This window comes from Solwaraspora sp. WMMA2059 (genome assembly GCF_027497315.1).
Classification (GTDB): domain Bacteria; phylum Actinomycetota; class Actinomycetes; order Mycobacteriales; family Micromonosporaceae; genus Micromonospora_E.
Window position 1 is genome coordinate 331,646 of record NZ_CP114908.1, and the last position, 20,058, is coordinate 351,703.

Here is a 20,058-nt window from a genome sequence, read left to right on the forward strand (position 1 = left end):
CACTCAACCAATGTGATCGTCGCCACGTCCAAGACCGGAGTCCTCTCGACGCGATAGCGCGGCCCTATGGGTCGTCGCGACGTGCGTCGAGCCGGCACCGGCTTCAACGTCAACCGGTGAGATGGTCCAGGGCTATCCGTCGTCCGATATCGGTGAGCAGCTCAGCGGCATTCGACTGGCATCGGTCGAGGTCGGGGTCGATACTGGTGAGCGGGTAGGCACCGGCAAAGCCGGCGGCAGCGAGGTCGGCCGCATCGAGCGTCGACTGGCCGGCCACCGCGACGACCGGCACACCTGCGGCGTGCGCCGCTGCCGCAACCCCCACCGGAGTCTTTCCGGCCAGGCTCTGCTGATCGAGGCGCCCCTCTCCGGTGACCACCAGACGGGCGCTGGTCAGGGCCGTGGCGAAGTCGGTCAGGTCCAGGAAGACCTCGATACCCCGGCGAATGGTCGCACCGAGTGCCAGGGCGGCGAATCCGACGCCGCCGGCGGCCCCAGCCCCGGGCGCTGCGGCCAGCCCCGCACCGGCTGCCTGTCCGACTGCTGTGGCGAACCGGCTCAGAGCCTGCTCAAGCAGGTTGACCTGCGCGGGGTCGGCACCCTTCTGCGGTCCGTACGTGGCGGCCGCGCCTCGGCTACCAAGCAGGGGATTGTCAACGTCGGCGGCCACCGTCACCGAGACGCCACGCAACAGGTCGTGCACGGGATTCAGGTCGACGGAGGCTACCTCGGCGAGCCGGCGACCGCCGCGCGGAATGTTCTGCTGATCGCGGTCGAGCACCCGGGCGCCCAGCGCCTGCAGCAGGCCGGCTCCACCATCGGTGCTGGCGCTGCCACCCAGGCCGATGACGAGGTGACGGCAGCCGCTGCGGACCGCTGCGACGATGACCTGCCCGAGTCCGTACGACGAGGCGTCCAAGGGGGCGGGAACGCCGTCGGGTAGCTGGCTGAGCCCGCACGCGTCGGCGAGCTCGACGACCGCCACCTCGCCGCGGACCGCGTAACTCGTTTGTACGGTCTGGCCGGTCGGTCCGTCGACCTCCACCGGAACCAGGTCGAAGCCGACATCTGACAGGAGCGCGACGGTGCCGTCGCCGCCATCGGCCATCGGGCGGCAGTCGACCTGGACGCCGGGTCGGACGGCCCGTAGCCCGGCACGCAGCGCCAGAGCGACGTTCGTCGCGTCGAGTGACCCCTTGAACTTGTCCGGTGCCACGAGACACGTCGTCCTGGTGGTGGGCATGTCGGCCTCCCGCTGCTGGTGGACAGGGCTGCCGGGTGGACCGGAAGCCTCACCAACCTTGGGCGGGCCCGGGTGCGGCGTCCAACACGCACGATCTACCCCTCTCATAGGTGCGGCCTATGAGATCGGCTGGATGATCCGTCACCTGGCGTGCGGGCATGGCGGCCGGGTCGGGCACCGCGCTGTTCAGCGCGTCGGTGCGGGCGTCGACGGGCCGCACACGGCGGCCTGGTCGGTCAGGCCGCCGGCTGGTCGAGCCGCTCGTCGCGGTACCTCCGGGCGATGTCGATGAATGCCCGTGCGGCGGGCGTCAGCTGGGTGCGGCGACTGACCAGGACGATCCGCAGGTACGCCGTGGGGCGGATCGGCAGCACGTCCGCCCCGGCCCTGATCGCGAGATCCTTCCACGCGGCGGGCAGGATCGCATCGGCCACCCCGGCGAGGACGAGGGGAAGGATGGACGTCCGGTGGGCGACCTCGGCGACGAGCCGGGCCTGACTTCCCTGCGCCAGGATGTGATCGACGAGCTGTCGCATGAGGGAACCGGGCTGGGAGGCGATGAGCCGGTGTCCGTCGAAATCGTCGGCGGTGACGTGGTCGCGGCCATGGAAAGGGCCACCGGGAGCGGTGAACAGCATCAGTGGCTGGTTCTCCAGGGGCACGACGTCGAGCTCGGCGACCCGGACGATGTCGGGCGCGCCGAGCAGGCCGATCTCGACGGCACCGGTACGCACCGCGTCGATCACCTCGTCCGGTACGAAGGCGGCGTTGACGCTGACAGTGACGTCGGGATGAGCGGCGGCGAACCGCTGCATGATCGGTGCCAGGGGCTCGATGCCGGCGGACGGCATCGAGGTGACCTCAACCCGGCCTCGGGCCACCCCCTTGATGGCGTCGATGGTGGCCTGTGCGGTCGCCAGGTCGCGGATGACCTGCCGGGCCGGACCGATCAGCTGCTTGCCGGCGTCACTGAGCACCACGCCGCGTCCGACCCGGTGGAACAGCGCGACGCCCAGCTCGCGCTCCAGTCCGGCGATGGCCTGTGACAGTGACGGTTGCGCGATGTAGAGCTTCTCGGCTGCCTTGCCGAAGCCTTCAGCGTCGACGACTGCGAGGAAGTATCGGAGCTGGCGGGCGTCCATCGCGCGTCAGCACCGGCTGCCGGTACGGGTCTGGGGCAGCTGAGGGTGCCTCCCGGTCGGTGCCGCCCTTCTCCGGCTGCGATCTGTCATGCGCGCGCACCCTTCGCTGATTCTCATGATCAGATCGGCCTGACCTGGCGATATGCAACCAGGTGGCGGCCGATAGGTCCAGACCCCGTTCGGGATTCGTTAGATAGGCGCTGGCTACGAGTGGGAAGTGTCGACCGAGGGTAGCGGGCGACGGCCGATCGAACGCCGCAGCCACGTCCGCGCCGCCACGAGCCGTACGGTTTCGGCGGGAACCGGCAGGTGGCCGCGCCGAAACTGCCGTTCCGTCAATGGCTGCGGCCCACCTGCGCTTCTGTCTGCTATAGACGCTTTGGGCGTTTGATCCGCAGTTTCGCGCGCGCGATCGCTGAGGGCTCCTCGATAGGTCGTGCCTATGAATGAGATCGATGCAGCGTCTTGGACGTCACTATGTCGGCCGAGTTAACTGTTGTGCTGCAGGACACAGTCAGCTCTGGAGGAACCACGTGCCTAGATCCCCACCACCGGCCGACCAGGAGAAACAGGGCGGTGCGTCCGCGCCCGTCCGAGAACTGGATCGCCGCCGACCCCCGACTGGCGTGTCAGCGCGCCGACGAACGGTCCCGACCGTTCCCACCACCACGGCCACCAACCAGAGCCAGTCGCCTAGCCGACGAGTCCAAGGGAGTCCTGTATGGTCCATCCGTCCCCGCTGCGCGCCGACCCGGAACGAGCCGTCCCGCAGCCCGACGAACGGCCCGACACGCTGCTCAGCGTGTCCCACGCCTCGATCGGCTACTGGGTCAACGGCACGTTCGCCCGAGCTGTGGCAGACGTGAGCTTCGACGTCACCGCTGGCGAGACGATCATGTTGATCGGCCCGTCCGGATGCGGAAAGTCGACCCTTCTCAAGACCATCGCGGGGTTCCTCGAACTCGCTGACGGCACGATCACCGTGGCCGGTCGACGCACACTCGCCCCCGGGCCGGACCGGGCGGTCGTCTTCCAGGAGTTCGACCAGCTGTTCCCCTGGCGTGACGTACTCGACAACGTCGCATACCCGTTGCGTCGCAACGGTCGTAAGAGGTCCGACGCGGACCAGCAGGCGCGCCGCTACCTCGAGATGATGGGGCTGAGTCGAGCCCTCGACCGCCACCCCCACCAGCTCTCGGGCGGGATGAAGCAGCGGGTGGCGATCGCGCGCGCCTTCGCGCTGGAGCCGGTCATGCTGCTGATGGACGAGCCGTTCGGGGCTCTGGACGCGCTCACCCGGGCCCGCCTGCAGGCCGAGCTCAACGCCATCGCGAAACGAACCGGGGTCACCATCCTGTTCGTCACCCACAGCATCGAGGAGGCAATTGTCCTCGGTGACCGGGTCGTCGTTCTGACCGACCCGCCTTCGGTGGTCCGTGAGACCGTCCAGATCACCGACGAAGCCAAGGTGGTGGGTTCAGAGGAGTACCGCAGCGTACGGACACATCTGGGCAGCCTGCTGCACCGGGACGGGAAGGGGGCTGACGAGGATGTCGCTGAGTTCACCGACTGAACAATCGACCATCACCCGTACCGAGGGGGACGTCCCGGCCCCGCCGTCGGCCGACGCCGCCCCGCCGCGCAGTGTCAGGGACTGGCGGTGGGGGGCGATGCCGGTGTGGCTGCGCCGGGTTCTCGTCGTCGTCCTGCTGCTGACCGGGTGGCAGCTCTACGTCACGATATCGGGCGTCAACCCCCTGCTGTTCTCCTCACCCGCAGACGTGGGTCGGGCCCTGGTCGCGGGTTTCCAGAACGGTGAACTGCTGCGATCGACCGGCACCACCATGCGGGTCCTGTTGCTCGGCATGCTGTTCGGCAGCCTCATCGCCGTCGTGCTGACCACACTCGCGGTGTGGACGCGCTTCGGTGAGGACGTACTCGTCGTCTTCTCCTCGATGCTGAACCCACTGCCGTCGATCGCCGTGCTGCCGCTGGCGATCCTGTGGTTCGGGCTCAGTGAGACGGCTCTGGTGTTCGTGGTCGCCAACGCGGTGATCTGGCCGATTGCAATCAATGTCAACACCGGCTTCCGGACGGCGAACCGGACGATTATAGCGGTCGGCCGCAACATCGGGCTCAAGCGCTGGCGCATGATCTCCGAGGTGCTCTTCCCGGCCGCCCTGCCACACACGATCTCGGGAGTCAAGACTGCCTGGGCCTTCGGCTGGCGCACCATCGTCGCCTCCGAACTCGTGTTCGGCGTCGCAGGAGGTGGGGGTGGCCTCGGCTACTTCATCAACAACAGCCGCTACTACCTTGACATCCCCGACGTCTTCGCCGGCCTGGTGACGATCGCGGTCATCGGTCTACTGATCGACATGGTCTTCATCCTGATCGAGCGGCGCACTGTCGTTCGATGGGGAATGAAGACATAGCCGGACCGCCGACCTGTCGGAATCCGGTTCCCGCCACCACCGTAGGTGGAACGCACCGTCCGCCCGACCCTCCGTCCGATATCAGCAGACAAGGTGGGGATCACCCTATGATTTCAGCTAGTTCTCGAGCCGCTCGGCGATCCCGATATGTTGCCGCGACCGCTCTGGCCGCACTTTTGTCGACCTCGGCCGCATGCGGCTCCAACGAGGCCGACGTGCAGGCCAGCGACGGTATGCCGGCCAAGGTGACGATTGCGTACCAGCCGGGCCTGTCATACGCTCCGCTCATTCTACTCAAGCAGAACGGCACCCTGGAGAAGGAGTTTCCCAACACGACCTTCGAGTGGACGGAGGTAAACATTCAGGTGGTGCGCGAAGAGTGACGGTCAGCGCGGGTTGAGTGACGGGGTTCGACCGGCTCGACGCCGTTCTGTCCGTTGTGGTTTGATCTTGGCGTGTCGGTGTCGGAGGATCTGTCTCGTGAAGAGTTGATCTCGCTGGCACGGACGCAGGACGCTCGGATTGCTGAGCAGGACGCGCAGATCGCGGAGTTGACGGCGGCGTACGAGGCGCTCGCGGTGCGGCTGGCGCGGGTCGAGCATCTGTTGTCGCGGAACTCGTCGAACTCGTCGTCTCCGCCGTCGAAGGATGATGATCCGGGGCGTACGCCACCTGCGGCGAGGAAGAAGCGGGACACCCCGGCGGGTACGCGGGGTAGGCAGCGGGGTGCGCCGGGGTCGAACCTGGCCTGGTCGGATGCTCCTGATCAGCGGCGGGACCGGTTCCCCGAGGGTAGTTGCGGGTGCGGCGCGGAGTTGGTGGACGCGCGGGATCTGGGTGTGGTGGACCGGTATCAGCAGGTCGAGGTTCCGTTGATGACCGCGACGCTGACCCAGTACGACCAGCATGCGGTGCGGTGTGGGTGCGGGAAGCTGCACACCGCGGCCCGGCCGGAAGGCGCGGGGGCCGGTCCGGTGGGGTACGGCCCGAACCTGCAGGCGTGGGCGGTCTATCTGATGGTCGTGCATTTCATCCCGGTGCAGCGGTGTGTACAGATGCTTCGGTCGCTGACCGGTGCGACACCGTCGCCGGGGTTCGTGCACGGCGTGCTGACCCGGGTCGCGGCGCTGACCAGCGAGGTCGACAAACGGATCCGCATGTTGATCACCCTGGCGTACGCGGTGTGCTGTGACGAGACGCCGCTGCGGGTCGGGCCAAAGAAACCGAGGCCGGGCCGGAAGAAGGCCGAGAAGTACCTGCTCGTGGCGTGTACCGAGTTGTGGACTCACTACCAGGTCGGTGACCGGGACCTGGCCACGTTCACGGCGTTCGTGGTCAAGGACCTGACCGGCTCGGTGGTCGTGCACGACCGGTACCGGAACTACGACTCGGCCGAGTTGGGCACGCTGGTCCACCAACTGTGTTGCGCTCACCTGTTACGTGATCTTGACGGTGCGGCCGAGGTGTACCCCGACGCGGTCTGGCCGAAGCAGATCTCCGACGCGCTGCGCGCGCTGATCCACGAGACGAACACGGCCCGTGAGCAGAACCGGCCGGGCATCGACCCCACAGTGAAGGCCGAGTTGCTGTACCGGCTGCACCACGGCGTGCTGGTCGGACTGTCCGACACCAGCACCATCGGCAACCGGCCGGGTGAGCGTAAAGCCCGCCTGCTGTTGGAAGTCTTCCGGGACCGACGTGCCGACGTGCTGCGCTTCGTTGACGACCTGTTGGTGCCGCCGACGTCGAACCAGGCCGAACGGGACCTGCGACCGGCGAAGATCCAGCAGAAGATCTCCGGGCGGCTCACCAGCGAGCAACGCACCAAGGATCGGTACAAGATCCTCGGCTACGTCTCCAGCGCGGCGAAGAACGGCCTCGACAAAATGGCCGTCCTGCGCGACGCCATCCTCGGACGACCCTGGATGCCGAACCTACCCGCACCCACCTGACCCCCACCCCACCCAGGTCAACATCAGCCGGCGGCCACCAACCAACCGGCCATCACGCTATGCCACCACGCGGAATCCCAGCGCGCACCACCTGAATGTTTGCGGACGGAGCTATCGTCGAGCGCGGCAGTGCAGGACGGCATGATTTCAGGCGACATCCAGGTCGGCGCCGGAAGCGCGGCACAGATGATTCTGGCCCGGGACAAGGGGGTCGACTGGCGGTACCTGGCCTCGCTCAACGACGCGGAACTTTGGCTGATGGCCAAGGACGAACGGCTCACGTCGCTCAGTGATTTCACGTCCTCCGACAAGATCGCGATGCCCTCGCTGACGTCGATTCAGGCGTTGGTCCTTCGAAAGGGAGCCCAGGACCAGCTCGGCGACGCCGAAGCGCTCGACACGAACATCGTGCCCATGTCCCATCCGGATGGCTTGCAGAACCTGGTGAGCGGACAGATCGCCGCGCACCTGACCTCACCGCCGTTCCAGTTCGACGAGCAGGATCAGGGCATGCGTGTCGTGCTGAAGAGCAGCGACCTCTTCGGGCCGATCATGTTCAACGGTGTATTCATGATGAACGAGTACTACGAGCAGAACACCGAGTTCTCGACCCGGCTCTACTCGATCCTGGAAGAGCAGATCGCCGCGCTCGCGGACGACCCGGCGGCGGCGGCGGCTGAGCTCTCGGCGAACTCCGGTGGCAAGACCACACCTGAGAGCTTCGAGAAGTACCTCACCAACCCGGCGATCACCTACACCACCGAGCCGCACGGTCTTCAGGACATCGCCGGTTTCATGGAAGAGATCGGAATGATCTCGGAGACACCGGACAGCTGGAAGGACCTCACCTTCCCCACCGTCCACGAGAGCGCCGGCAGCTGACGCCACAACCCACCCGCCATACGGGTCAGACGAGCCGTCGGCGACCGCCGACGGCTCGTCTGACGCACTGGCCACCCAGAGGACCGATACGACTGACCCGGCCTGATCCGGCTGCGGAATCAGCTCGGCCTGTCCGGTGATCGGGCCGCGCGCCCGACCAACTCGACCGCGCACCCGATCAGACGGTGATCGGGCCGCGGTGCAGCCAGTCGGCCAGCTCGGGTACGGCGAGTTTGGCGACCTGCTCCTCGTAGCGCCGCAGGTCGCCGTCGTCGAGCAGGTCACGCCACTGGCCGGTGGCGCCCCGGTTGAAGAACTGCTTCGGGTCCCGCCACATCGCCAGGACGGGGGCGAATTCCTTGGCGCGGTTGCGCATGGAATCGAAGGTGGCCGCCTGCACCAGCTCCGGCCAGCGCTGTTCGGGCACCTCGATGTCGAGCTGTTCGGCGATCGCCCGCATCTGGCCCTCAAGGTCGGACTTCAGCTCGTCGTAGTGCAGGAGCAGGACGTTTGACCGGTCACGCTCCGCCCAGAAACCTGACATGTGGTGCAGCATCGACGGCAGGCCGATCTGCACGTCGGGGTGTTCCATCCAGGCCCAGAACCGGTCGTACTCGGATTCCAGCTGCGGTGGCGCGTCGTCGGTGAGCTCGCCGGTCAGATCGTCGTTGCCGACCGCCGCGTCGCGTAGCTTCAGGACCACGTCGTAGTCGGTGTTCTGGAAGTGTGCGTCCCAGGACAAAGCGACGTCGCGCGGGTCTCGGCCGACCGCGATGTAGGTGACCCCGTCGTGGATCGGCAGGCCGTCGAACGGGGTGTGGGTCTTGATGATGCGTCGGTGCTGCTGCGCCTCGTAGAACGCGAACACGTCGGCCTGGCTGCGCGTCTTCATGTCGGGCCAGAGGGTGATGTCGTCCAGCGGGCGGGGTAGCTCCGGCGTCTGGAAGATCAGCAGAGCGCAGATCGTCTGGGTCCATGTCGTGCCGCATTTAGCGGGTGTCGAGATCACGATGTCGCCGTCGCGGAAGGGAAATCCCCCCCAACGGGCGCTGTCCATGATCGCATTGTGGTACCGAACCGTGGGTTGGCGCACCGGCCCTCCAGTCTGAATTGGTCGAGTCGTCCAAATCAGACCGTAGACTCCACAGTGTAGCTTTGTCCAGAGTTGATCTAAGAACCCGGCACCTGACCAGACAGCGACGGGGCCAGCCGACCTCGGCTGGCCCCGTCGCTGTCCGTGCCCTGGCCCCGTCGTGATCAGGGCTGTCTGGACCGTGGCCGGCGCGCGGCCACCGCCAAGGCGGCCAACGCCAGCGCGGCGAGGCCGATCGGCCATGCCCAACGCCACCAACCGGCTCCGGCCGTACCGCCAGATTCGTCCTCGGCCGCTGCGGCGGCCAGATCGGCGACCGGCGGCGCCTGACCCTCCACCGCCTGTACATCGACCGTCGCCGTGCTGTCGTACGGCGCCGGAGCGCTCACCGTCACCTGCCAGTCACCCGGGCTGAGCACCGGGCCACTGGCATAGAATCCCTGCCCTTCACCGGCCGGTTCGAGCTGCAACGGGCCGACCGACCGCCCCCCGTCAGCGGTGGCGGTCAGCACCAGCCGGACCGGAAGGTCGAGCCGGTGCCCATCGTCATGGAAGGCCTGCACGGTCACCCCGGTGGCACCGTCGCCGGCCACCTCCAGATCGAGTTTGCCGTTGTGCGCCTGCGCGGGACCGGCCGCCGGCAGCACCGCCAGCAACAGGCCGAACAGAACGGCGGCCGATCCACGCGTACGACGCATGGTGTCTTCCTTCCTGTCTCGTCGACGGGTCGGTGACCTGTCGATAGGACGGTGGCCCCGCCCGGCACCGAGGACCGGGCGGGGCCACCGCGGATCAGAGTTGCTGGTCGGGGTCGATCCGGGTGGGGTCCTCCGCCAGCCGACCGGCACCGGTGACCGGCTTTCCGCCGTTCGCCTTCACCCCGGCCGCGCTCGCCGTGCCACCGAGCCGTTCGATCATGGCGTCGGCGTCACGGATCAGGGTGTCCCGCACGTCGGCGTCGGTGACCAGATCCGGGTCGGCGGCGAGGGCCTTGAACGCGGTCAGCTGCTGGATCGCCCGCTTGTCCTTGCCGGCCGCCTCCGACAGCCGGACCGCGTCCAGCTTGTTGGACAGCTTGCGGTCCGCCTTCTTGGACAACCGTCCGGTCGACTTGAACCTGTCAATCAGGTTCTGCATGTCCCGGAACGAGGTGGTGACGAAGAACCGAACCGTCGAGGTGGTGTCGTTGCCCGCCTTGTCGGTCGCGGTCACGGTTAGCTCGTGCAGGCCGAGCGGCAGGTCGTACATCACCTGGAGGGTGTCGTTCGCGTACGGCTGCCCGTCCAGCGTGCCGACGACGGTGTCGATGCCGGAGGTCGGGTCGACCGCCTGCCACGACACCCGTACGTCCTGGCTGTCGCCGTACAGCTGGCCGTCGGCCAGCCCGGAGATCAGCAGGGTCGGCTTGCTGCCGTCGATCTTCACCACGGCCGACTTCAGCGCCTCGACGTTGCCGGCGAGGTCGGTGGCCCGGTAGAGCAGCTCGTGGTCACCGTCGCCGGTCACCTCGACCGGCTCGTCGTACGGCGTCCAGTCACCGCCGTCGAGCGACCACTCCAGCAGCTCGACCCCGGAACCGTCGTCGGTCGAGGAGAGCACCACCGGGATGGTGCCGTCGTGCCAGCCGTTGTCGTTCGCCGGGGCGAACTCCGCCGAGCTGACCGGCGCCGTGGCGTCGATCTGGAAGGTGACGGACCGGGTCTGCTCCACGTTGCCGGCGGCGTCGGTGGACCGGAACCGCAGATCGTGGCTGCCGTCCCCACTCACCGCTACCGGCTCGGTGTACGCCGTCCACCCGGTCTCGTCGTCGAGCGAGTACTCGGTACCCGCCACCCCGCTGCCACCGTCTTCGTCGGTGGCGGTCAGGGTGACCGCGACCGGTCCGGGGTACCAGCCCTCGACCGGTCCAGCCGGCTCGCCGGTCCCGCTGACCTCGGCCTCGGTCACCGGCGCCGTGGTGTCCTCCTCCGAAACCTCCGTGGTCAACCGGAAGTAGTCGAACGACACGGTCTTCGACTCCGTCTGGTTGGCGCCGAGGCTGAACAGCCCGACCTTCGGGTTGGCCCCGACAGCCGCGTTGGTGAGCGACTCGAACTGCGTCCAGTCGGTGCCGTCGGCCGAGTACGCGGCGGTGTAGGTGTCACCGACGCGGGCCAGCCGCAGGTGCCACACCGCCGAGGTCAGCTCGCTGACCTGCGGCTGCGGGTTCTGCACCGCCGCACCGATCTCGCTGCGGTACTCGATGCGCCGACTGACCGGGCTGCCGACGGTGTTGTCGGCGATGAAGTCCAACTTGAGATAGTTGTCGTCATCGGCGTACACCAGCAGCCCGGCCTGCTGGTACTGCTCGTCCAGCAGGCTGCCGTCGACCTTCGTCTGCACGGTCCAGTCGCCGTCCGGCGCGGTCTGCAGGATGAAGTTCGTCGGCCCGGAGTTGCCCGCACCGTAGATGTCACCGTTCGACACGTCGATGTGCAGCGACCCGTCGGCGACCCGGTAGGCCGCCGCGTCCTCCCGGACGATGGCGTCCCAGCGGCACGCGTCCAGCGCGCTCCCGTCGAACTCGTCGGACGGCTCGACCGGACCGGCCGGCTCATCCGGCGTCACCTGGAACCAGTCGAAGGCGGCGTCGACCACCGGAGCCTCGGTCCCACCGTTGAGCGCGAACACGCCGATCTGCGGGTTCCCGATGCCAGTCAGTGCCGCCGACCGGCCGACCGGGGCGAAGGTCTGTCCGTCGGCCGACATGGCCGCCGTCAGGTTCGTCCCGTCGCTGGTCACCCGCAGGTAGATGGTGTCACCTGCGGGCGCGTCGGTGGCGTCGGCACCCTCGTTGCGCGGGGTGCCGCCGGTCTCCCGGATGAACTCCACCCGGCGGCTGCCGCTGTACAGCAGGTCCAGCTTGGCGTAGTTGTCGTCGTCGCCGTAGACCAGCAGACCAGCCTGCTGGTAATTGGCGGTAACCGGCAACGTCACCTTGGTGGTGGCCTGCCAGGCGCCGTCCGGCGCGGGCTGCAGGACCAGGTTGGTGGCGTCGTTGCGGCCGCCGTACAGGTCACCGACGCCGGTCGGCAGCAGGAGCGTGCCGTCGGCCACCGAGTACACCTGGCTCTCCCGGACCACCGTCCACCGGTCGCGGTCCAGCCCGTCGCCGAGGAAGTCGTCCGACCGTGCTCCGAAGCAGGACGTGTTCGGTGCCTCGACCCGCACCGACACGTACGCCGATGCCGTCGCGCCCCGGGCGTCGGTCACCACCAGGGTGGCGACGAAGGTGCCCGGTGCGGTGTACGTGTGGCTGGCGTCCAGGGTGTCGGCGGTGCCGCCGTCACCGAAGTCCCAGGCGTACGTCAACGGGGTGTCGCCCTCGGCATCGGTGGCCGTGCCGTCGAACGCCACGGTGAGCGGCGCGGTGCCGGACGTCGGCGTCGCGGTGACGCTGACCTGCGGCGGCGCGTTCTCGGTGACGCCTCGGCCGAGGAAGTCCATCCAGTTGACGTTGAACAGCGAGTTCGCGCCACCGCCCGGGTCCCGGGCGACGAAGTACAGCACCGCCGCGTCGGCGCCGCCGGTGACCGGCGCGGTCACGTCGGTCCAGGTCTGCCAGCCGCCGGTACCCGCGACGTCAGCGGAGGCGACCACCGGACCGTCGACGGCGTCGGCGCGGACCTCGATCCGGCCGCCGGCCGTCGCCGATGCGACCCGGAACCCGATCGAGTCGACGTTGGTCAGGTTGGCCGGGTCGACCGACCACCAGTCGCCGTCCTCGATGAAGCCGATGTTCTCGCCGCCACCGGCCGGGTCGCCGGTGGTTTCGGTCCGGACGCCCGGGTCGCCGCCGCCGGTGGCGCCGTCCACCCGTCCGGTCGAGCTGAAGTACTCGGCCTGCTTGCGCTTGGGCTGCAGCAGTTCGATCGCCCGGCCGGTCAGTGGCGCGGCACCGCCGACCCCGCCGTCGTCGGTGTAGGTGGCCTCGAACACGCCGAAGACGTTCGCCTCGGCGCCGTGGCCGGCGGCGAGCTGGGTCTGCACCGTGCCGGAGCAGCCAGTGTGCTGCTCCAACGGGTGGGCGTGCTCGTCGTGGCCGAGCAGCACCTGCAGCTCCACCCGGTCACAGTCGATTTCGCCGTCCTCCGGGTCGGTCACGGTGATCGTGTACTCAACCTGGTCGCCCCAGTCGAAGAAGCCGCCGGCCGGCGGGAAGTCGATGGTCACCGTCGGTGCGGTGTTACCGACCGTCACCGGTACGTTGGCAACCGCCGTACGCTCGTTGGGGTTGGTCACGGTCAGCTGCGCGGTGTAGTTGCCGGCCTCGGTGTAGGTGTGGGTCGGGTTGGCCTCGGTGGAGGTCCCGCCGTCGCCGAAGGCCCAGGCGTAGGCCAGCGTGCCGCCGTCCGGGTCGCGCGAGCCCGCGCTGGAGAACTCCACGGTCAACGGTGCCTGGCCGGAGGTCGGGGTGGCGCTGGCCTGCGCGATCGGTGCCCGGCTACCGGCGACGTAGTCGATCCGGTAGACCCCCGAGTCGTCGTTGTTGCCGCCGAAGCCGCTGCCCCACTCGATCAGGTACAGGGCGCCGTCGGGGCCGAACTCGAAGTCCATCGGGCGGACGAAGCTCATCCCGGTCAGCAACTGGTTGATGTCCACCAGCTCGGTGCCGTCAGCGGACACCTGCATGGTGTACATCTTCGACTGGTTCCACTCGCCCAGCAGCGCCTTGCCGTCGTAGTACGCCGGCCACTTGCGGTCCGAGGCCAGCTCGGTGTCGTAGCGGTAGACCGGCCCGCCCATCGGCGCACCGCCGCCACCGATTTCGGGGTAGCGCGGGTCACCGCTGTAGCCGTAGTCCACGGTGGCGGGGATCGCCGGTGGCAACTCGGTAAGTCCGGTGTTGTTGGGGGAGTCGTTCACCGGCGCCGAGCAGTCGAACTTCGCGCCGCTGGGGCCGGACGGGAACTGGTAGTCGTTGTACGCCTCGTTCGTCCCGGTGCAGTACGGCCAGCCGTAGTTGCCGGGGGTGTCGACGATGTTCCACTCGACCAGGCCCCGGGGGCCCCGGTTGGGGTTGTCCGAGTTGGCGTCCGGGCCGTAGTCCGCCACGTAGAGCGTGTCGGTGGCCAGGTCCACGCCGATCCGGAACGGGTTGCGGAAGCCCATCGCGTAGATCTCCGGGCGGGTCTGCGCGGTGCCCGGTGCGAACAGGTTGCCCTCCGGGATGGTGTACGTCCCGTCGTCCTCCGGGTGGATCCGGATCACCTTGCCGCGCAGGTCGTTGGTGTTACCGGAGGTACGCTGCGCGTCGTAGTCCTGCCGCCCGGCCCGCTCGTCGATCGGGGTGTAGGCGCTCGACTCGAACGGGTTGGTGTTGTCCCCGGTCGCCAGGTAGAGGTTGCCCTGGCTGTCGAAGGTCATGGTGCCGCCGGCGTGGCAGCAGGTGTTGCGCTGGGTGTCGACCTGCAGTACGGCCTCCTCGCTGGCCGGGTCGATGCTGTCGCCGACCACGGTGAACCGGGACAGCAGGTTGCGGGCCACGCCGTCGTTGGGGGCGTAGTAGAGGTACACCCAGCCGTTGTCGGCGAAGTCCGGGTCGAGCCGGATGCCGATCAGGCCGTCCTCGTTGCCGGTGAACACGTCGAGGTCGATCGCGGTGACCGTGTTGCCGGTGTCCGGCTTGACGATCTGTACCCGGCCGTCACGCTCGATGTAGAAGACCCGTCCGTCCGGGGCGATGTCCAGCTCCATCGGGTTGCTGGTGTTGTTGTCCAGGGTGATCTTCTCGAAGCTCTCGGTCAGCGAGGCGCCGCAGTCGGAGTCGACGACCCCGGCGGCGGACTGGATGCCGCCGAGCAGGTGGTCGAGGAACTCCGGCTCGGCGAACGACTCGTTGGTGTGGCCGCCGCCGGTGTACCAGGCCCGGCCGCCGTCGTAGTCGCTGCACCAGGCGATCGGGTGGTCGGCACCCATCGCGCCGGCACCTGGGGTGTAGCTGGTCTCGTCCAGGCTGGCCAGTACGTGCACGTCGCCGCGCGGGTTGGTCTGGAAGTTGTACCACTCGTCGTAGCGGGTCCATTCGGCGGGCAGTCCGTCGGTGGACGGGTGGGCCGGGTCCTCGACCTTGACTACGGCGTTCTGGTTGGCCGGGTGGCCGGAGAAGTAGGCGCCGACCAGTTCGCCGTACCAGGGCCAGCTGTACTCGGTGTCGGAGGCGGCGTGGATCCCGACGTACCCGCCACCGGCCTGGATGTAGCGCTCGAAGGCGGCCTGCTGGGCGGTGTCGAGGACGTCGCCGGTGGTGGACAGCCAGATGACCGCCCGGTAGTTGGCCAGGTTGGCGTCGGTGAATTCGGCGCCGTCCTCGGTGGTGTCGACGGTGAAGCCGTTGTCGGCACCGAGCTGCTCGATCGCGGCGATGCCAGCCGGGATGGAGCCGTGCCGGAAGCCGGCGGTCTTGGAGAAGACGAGCACGGAGTACGGCTCGTCGGCGGCCGCCTCGAAATCGCCCGGGCTGGCCTGCACGGCGGGGCCCGGATCGACCGGGTTGCCCGGGTTGCCCGGTGCGGCCTGCGCGGCAGGGGCGCCGAGCAGGGCAGTAGACAACATGGAGAGCGAAAGTATCGCAGCGGTTAGCGGGCCACGTCGAAGGTGGCGTCGGCGGGTTCGGGACACGTGGTCTCCTAGTCCTGGTGAACACACTGTCGGGTGGGCCGACCCGCCGAGGGTCGTCCCGTCTGGCCCGGTGAACGCGCTGCCACGACGCGGTCACCGAGGTTTTGTTAAGCCGTTGGACAAAATTAGGGACTGCCGGCTTTGTTTCCGGCAAGGGCTATGCGTGTAACGGTTTGATAAACGCTCAGCCGCTGAACCAGCTGGGAACCATCGCAAGCGCGACGAATCGGATTGATCTGCCGATGAAGCAGACCACTGCGAACACGCTGGCCGGCATCCGGGTGCCACCGGCCACCACCGTCGTGACCAGCAGCGGAGGCACGCCGATCACGCTGCTCGCGAACAGGGTCGGTATGACGAACGCCGGCTCGTACAGTCGGCGGTGCTCCCTGGCCACCCAGCCCGCCCAGCCGGACAACCTGCTGCGCAGCCCCTGCGGCAGCCGGTCGCCGATCGCCGGACCGATCCGGCGCAACCATCCGGCCCGTGGCCTGCCGTCCGTCGGCGGCGTGTCCGTCGCCGTGTCGTCCGTCGGCGTCGGGTTTGTCGCCGTCGTGTCCGTCGGCGTCGTGCCGTCGGCCGCTACCGCGCTGGCCGTGGCCGCCGCCTTCGGCGCGGTCCGCTTGGCCAGCCACCGGCGCAGCCACGGCGACTGGATCACCCCCCGCGACGCCAGGAACATGGCGAGCTTGGCGACGGTCTGGCCGAGCGCTGCGGCGACACCCAGCGCCACCGGCGGGGAGGACGTGGTGGCGGTCAATGCGATGAGGTACGGCTCGATCGGAGTCACCGGCGACACCGCCGACAGGGCACCAACCGCGACGGTGGCCAGCAGAACCGCGATCACGAGGAGGCGGCGCGCAGACCCGGAAGGTCGACAGCGAGCGGGATCCGGGCCACCACGACGAGCGAAGCGAGCTTCACCGCGGCGATCGCCAAGGTGAACGCCACCGGAAGCACCGGCGACGGTGCCAGCACCACCAGCAGCACCAGGCCGCCGGTGTTCAACGCCTTCGCCACCGGCGACCAGTTGAACCGGTACACCTGGGTGTGCACAAGATGGAAGTAGTTCGGGCTCAGCAGTGGCCACCGCAGGAAACTCAGGCTCAGCACCAGATCCACCACGACGAACTGCACGACGAAGATGACCAGCGGAACGCCCATCGACGGCAGCAGCGGGATCAGCGCGGCGGCGACCGCCAGGCAGCAGACCCGGTCGCAGACGATGTCGTAGACGGCACCGAACCGGGTCTCCTGCCGCAGCAGCCGGGCGGCCAGACCGTCCGCCATGTCACCGATCCAGTAGCAGCCGATCGCGACGCCGGTGAGTACCGTGCTGTCGCCGACGACGGCCAGCACGGCCAAGCCGACGGCGACCACGGTCCGGACCGTGGTGATGAGATTCGGTACGTTGCGGACCGGCCCGGCAGGCCCGTCCACCCAACCGTGCGGCGCGGCTGTGGCGGCACCGGCGGACAGGTGCGTGTCGCAGGCTCCCGGAGACGTGATGGCCGGCCCCCGCCTTCCTTGTCGACACCGAGTGTGGACTGACAGACGGTAGCACGGCCGGCGGACCCCGCCGCGTGGCCGAATCGCCCCGCCACCACGCGTGGCCGAACTGCTTCTTCGGGGTCACATCCGCAGCTGCGGCCAGTCCAGCAGGTTGGCGGCGAGCGTCGCGACCGTGGCGAGCAGACCCAGCCGGGCCTGACGCAGCTGAGGATCCTCGGCCATCACGAAGACGTCGTCGAAGAAGGCGTTCACCGGCGCGGTCAGCTGCCCGGCGATTCCAGTGAACCGGTCGAGGTCCGCGCTGTGGTCCAGGTCGGCCCGCACCTGCTTGACCACCTCGTGCAGCCGTACCTCGGCCGGCTCGGTGAGTAGCGCCGGGTCGTACTCGGCGGGCACGTCAGCCGGGACGATTCGCCGGGCCCGCTGCAACGCCTCGGCGAGCGCCCGGAACTGCTCGTCGGCCAGCAGCCGGTCCAGCTGGGCCAGCAGCCGGTCAACCAGTTGCGGCCGGTCGGCGTGCGCCAGTACCGCGCGGACCCGGTCCACCGGCTGGCCCTCCTCGGTCAGCAACTGCTCCACCCGGCGGGTCAGGAACTCGACGATCTCGGCCAGCACGGTGTCGTCGACCGGCACCGGCTGCCGCCGGGCGGCAGCCGCGAGCCCGGTGGCCAGCGAAATCCCGGCCAGCCCTGGCTGACTCCGGTGCACCGCCAACAGCCCCAGCACCGCCCGCCGGATCGCGAACGGGTCGCTGCTGCCGGTCGGCATGCCGACCGTGGCAGCCAGGCCGGTCACCAGATCCAGCCGGTCGGCCAGCGACAGCAGCGCCCCCGGCAGCGACTGCGGCAACTGGTCACCGGTGCTGCGCGGCAACTCGGCCTCGAACACCGCCTGCGCGACCGCCGCCGGCTCTCCGGCGTGCCCGGCGTAGTCACGGGCCATCACCCCGGCGAGACTGGTCATCTCGGTGACCATCTGCGAACCGAGGTCGAACTTGACCAGCTCGGCCGCGCGGTCCAAGGTCGCCCGGTCCGCATCGGACAGCGCGATCATCTCGGCCAGGTCACCGGCCAGCCCGGCGATCCGGTCAGCCCGGTCCGCCATCGACCCCAGCTTGTCGGTGAAGGTCAACCGGCTCAGTCGGGACCGCAGCTCGGCCAGCGGGGTGGCCCGGTCGGCGCGGTAGAAGAACGCCGCGTCCTCGTACCGGGCCCGCAGCACCGCCTCGTTGCCGGCCCGTACCAGATCGACGTCGATCGCGCCGTTGGCGACCGCCACGAAGTGCGGCAACAGGGCACCGTCCGCGCCCCGCACCGGCAGGTACCGCTGATGCTTGCGCATCACCGTGGCCAGCACCGACTCAGGTAGCTCCAGGTAGCGTTCCTCGAACCCGCCGAGCAGCGGCGTCGGCTGTTCGATCAGGTCCACCACCTGGGTCAGCAGACCAGCCTCGGCGGCCAGGTCGACCCGGCCGCCGACGCCAGCGGCCAGCTCACCGGCGGCGGCGGTGACGATCGCCCGGCGTTCCTCCGGGTCCACCACGATGCCGGCGTCACGGACCGTCGCCAGGTAGCTCTCCGCGTCGGCCACCTCGACGGTCGACGTCGCGGCGGTCCGGTGCACCCGGGTGGTCCGGCCGGCGGCCAGCGTGGACACCTCGACCGGCACCACCAGGTCACCCCAGAGCGCCAGCAGCCACCGGACCGGACGGGTGAACGCCAGCTGCGGATCCCGCCAGCGCATGTTCTTCGCCGAGCGCAGGCCGGTGACCACCCCGGCGAGCACCTCGGTGAGGACCTCCGTCGCGGTGCGGCCGGGCTCGTCGCGCAGCATCGCCAGATGCGGTACGCCGCCGATCTCCACCCGGGCCAGGTCGGTCACCTCGACCCCCTGGGAACGGGCGAAGCCCGCCGCAGCCGGGGTGGGTGTGCCGTCCGGGCGGAACCCGGCGGCGACCTTCGGGCCGCGTACCGTGCGGGTGTGGTCGGGCTCGCGGGCGGCGACCGCGTCGACGACGGCGACCAGCCGGCGTGGGGTGGCCAGCACCCGGACGTCGCCGTGCATCAGCCTGGTCGCGGCCAACCGGTCGGCGACCAGCTTGGCGACCTGCTGGCGGGCCGAGCGGACCTCCGATGGCGGCATCTCCTCGGTGCCGATCTCGAACACCAGCTGCCGGGCCGGGGCCGACTCACCGGGCTGCGCGGCCGCTGCGTCGGCCTGCCCGGCTGGCGCCGGTGGCACCACGCCGAGTGGGTGGCCCAGCTCGTCGCGGCGGCGCACCCACAGCTGCGCCACCTCGCCGGCCAGCCGGCGCATCCGGGCGAACTCGGTGGCCCGCTCGGCGGTGGAGACCGCGCCCCGCGCGTCCAGCACGTTGAACGCCTGCGAGCACTTGAGGACGAAGCTGTGCGCCGGGACCGGCAGCCCGGCGTCGATCATCCGCTGCGCCTCGGCTGCGTACAGGTCGAGCAGCTGCCGGTTGGTGGCGACGTCGGCGTCGTCGAGGTAGTAGCGGGACATCTCGTACTCGCCGGGGCCGAAGATCTCGCCGTAGGAGATGCCCGGCGCGTACGCGATCTCCTTGAAGTGACGGACCCCCTGCAACGCCATCATGATCCGCTCGATGCCGTAGGTGATCTCCACCGACGGCACCTCGAGGTTGATCCCACCGGCCTGCTGGAAGTAGGTGAACTGGGTGATCTCCAGCCCGTCCAGCCAGACCTCCCAGCCCAGACCCCAGGCGCCGAGCGCCGGTGAGGCCCAGTTGTCCTCGACGAACCGGACGTCGTGCGCGGCCACGTCGATGCCGAGCGCGGCCAGGCTGCCGAGGTAGAGCTCCTGCGCGTCGCCCGGCTCCGGCTTGAGGATCACCTGGAACTGGGTGTGGGTCTGGATCCGGTTCGGGTTCTCGCCGTACCGGGCGTCGTCCGGACGCACCGACGGCTCTACGTAGGCGACCCGCCACGGCTCGGGACCGAGCACCCGCAGGAACGTGGCCGGGTTCAGCGTGCCGGCGCCGACCTCGGTGTTCATCGGCTGGACCGTCAGGCAACCCTGCTCGGCCCAGTACGCCGCGAGGCGGGCCAGCGCGTCCTGCATCGTCAGCACGAATTGCTCCCAAGGTCGGTGACGGCCGGTA

At 69.1% G+C, this 20,058-nt stretch carries 13 protein-coding genes; 5 read left to right on the plus strand and 8 right to left on the minus strand.

What is annotated here, in order from left to right; genetic code table 11:
- Nucleotides 1-109: 109 nt before the first annotated feature.
- Together O7553_RS01545 and O7553_RS01550 are read right to left on the minus strand one after the other, a co-directional pair.
- On the minus strand, nt 110-1,243 hold the full coding sequence (locus O7553_RS01545; RefSeq protein ID WP_281553124.1) for a glycerate kinase: 1,134 nt from the start codon (nt 1,241-1,243) through the stop codon (nt 110-112).
- A gap of 236 nt (nt 1,244-1,479) precedes the next feature.
- Entirely contained in the window at nt 1,480-2,385 is a 906-nt protein-coding gene (locus tag O7553_RS01550) for a LysR family transcriptional regulator (protein ID WP_281553125.1), read from the minus strand.
- 721 nt (nt 2,386-3,106) lie between these two features.
- Here O7553_RS01550 and O7553_RS01555 point away from each other — a divergent pair.
- The 5 genes from O7553_RS01555 (at nt 3,107) to O7553_RS01575 (ending at nt 7,654) form a co-directional block, all read left to right on the plus strand.
- The gene (locus O7553_RS01555; RefSeq protein WP_281553126.1) at nt 3,107-3,958 is read left to right on the plus strand and encodes an ABC transporter ATP-binding protein; all 852 of its coding nucleotides are present in this window, start codon (nt 3,107-3,109) and stop codon (nt 3,956-3,958) included.
- Nucleotides 3,936-4,820 carry an ABC transporter permease gene (locus O7553_RS01560; RefSeq protein WP_281553127.1) on the plus strand — a complete coding sequence of 295 codons (885 nt, stop codon included), beginning with the start codon at nt 3,936-3,938 and terminating at the stop codon, nt 4,818-4,820. Before O7553_RS01555 ends, O7553_RS01560 begins: the two co-directional genes overlap by 23 nt.
- 215 nt (nt 4,821-5,035) lie before the next feature.
- Entirely contained in the window at nt 5,036-5,203 is a 168-nt protein-coding gene (locus tag O7553_RS01565; RefSeq protein ID WP_281553128.1) for a hypothetical protein, read from the plus strand.
- 72 nt (nt 5,204-5,275) lie between these two features.
- Nucleotides 5,276-6,772, plus strand: coding sequence for an IS66 family transposase (locus tag O7553_RS01570; protein ID WP_281550504.1), 1,497 nt, complete (start codon nt 5,276-5,278; stop codon nt 6,770-6,772).
- 129 nt (nt 6,773-6,901) lie between these two features.
- The gene (locus O7553_RS01575; protein WP_281553129.1) at nt 6,902-7,654 is read left to right on the plus strand and encodes a hypothetical protein; all 753 of its coding nucleotides are present in this window, start codon (nt 6,902-6,904) and stop codon (nt 7,652-7,654) included.
- A gap of 178 nt (nt 7,655-7,832) precedes the next feature.
- On the opposite strand, the gene O7553_RS01580 is transcribed toward O7553_RS01575, so the two are convergent.
- The 6 genes from O7553_RS01580 to O7553_RS01605 all read right to left on the minus strand — a co-directional run bounded on the left by O7553_RS01580 (nt 7,833) and on the right by O7553_RS01605 (nt 20,018).
- On the minus strand, nt 7,833-8,711 hold the full coding sequence (locus O7553_RS01580; protein ID WP_281553130.1) for a sulfotransferase domain-containing protein: 879 nt from the start codon (nt 8,709-8,711) through the stop codon (nt 7,833-7,835).
- A 200-nt stretch (nt 8,712-8,911) separates the two neighbouring features.
- Nucleotides 8,912-9,445 (minus strand): hypothetical protein, encoded by a 534-nt coding sequence (locus O7553_RS01585; RefSeq protein ID WP_281553131.1) that lies wholly within the window; start codon nt 9,443-9,445, stop codon nt 8,912-8,914.
- Between the two features lie 94 nt (nt 9,446-9,539).
- On the minus strand, nt 9,540-15,341 hold the full coding sequence (locus O7553_RS01590) for a ThuA domain-containing protein (protein ID WP_348651185.1): 5,802 nt from the start codon (nt 15,339-15,341) through the stop codon (nt 9,540-9,542).
- Between the two features lie 250 nt (nt 15,342-15,591).
- Nucleotides 15,592-16,254 carry a hypothetical protein gene (locus tag O7553_RS01595; protein ID WP_281553133.1) on the minus strand — a complete coding sequence of 221 codons (663 nt, stop codon included), beginning with the start codon at nt 16,252-16,254 and terminating at the stop codon, nt 15,592-15,594.
- The gene (locus tag O7553_RS01600; protein ID WP_281553134.1) at nt 16,251-16,847 is read right to left on the minus strand and encodes a CDP-alcohol phosphatidyltransferase family protein; all 597 of its coding nucleotides are present in this window, start codon (nt 16,845-16,847) and stop codon (nt 16,251-16,253) included. Before O7553_RS01600 ends, O7553_RS01595 begins: the two co-directional genes overlap by 4 nt.
- A 192-nt stretch (nt 16,848-17,039) precedes the next feature.
- Nucleotides 17,040-20,018, minus strand: coding sequence for a glycine--tRNA ligase (locus O7553_RS01605; protein WP_281555413.1), 2,979 nt, complete (start codon nt 20,016-20,018; stop codon nt 17,040-17,042).
- Nucleotides 20,019-20,058: the final 40 nt, after the last annotated feature.

Bases quoted from the DNA above. Each gene is read 5' to 3' on its own strand.
- O7553_RS01550 (WP_281553125.1), bottom strand. From the start codon at position 2,385: ATGGACGCCCGCCAGCTCCGATACTTCCTCGCAGTCGTCGACGCTGAA.
- O7553_RS01585 (WP_281553131.1), bottom strand. From the start codon at position 9,445: ATGCGTCGTACGCGTGGATCGGCCGCCGTTCTGTTCGGCCTGTTGCTG.
- O7553_RS01590 (WP_348651185.1), bottom strand. From the start codon at position 15,341: ATGTTGTCTACTGCCCTGCTCGGCGCCCCTGCCGCGCAGGCCGCACCG.
- O7553_RS01555 (WP_281553126.1), top strand. From the start codon at position 3,107: ATGGTCCATCCGTCCCCGCTGCGCGCCGACCCGGAACGAGCCGTCCCG.
- O7553_RS01560 (WP_281553127.1), top strand. From the start codon at position 3,936: ATGTCGCTGAGTTCACCGACTGAACAATCGACCATCACCCGTACCGAG.
- O7553_RS01580 (WP_281553130.1), bottom strand. From the start codon at position 8,711: ATGGACAGCGCCCGTTGGGGGGGATTTCCCTTCCGCGACGGCGACATC.
- O7553_RS01545 (WP_281553124.1), bottom strand. From the start codon at position 1,243: ATGCCCACCACCAGGACGACGTGTCTCGTGGCACCGGACAAGTTCAAG.
- O7553_RS01605 (WP_281555413.1), bottom strand. From the start codon at position 20,018: ATGCAGGACGCGCTGGCCCGCCTCGCGGCGTACTGGGCCGAGCAGGGT.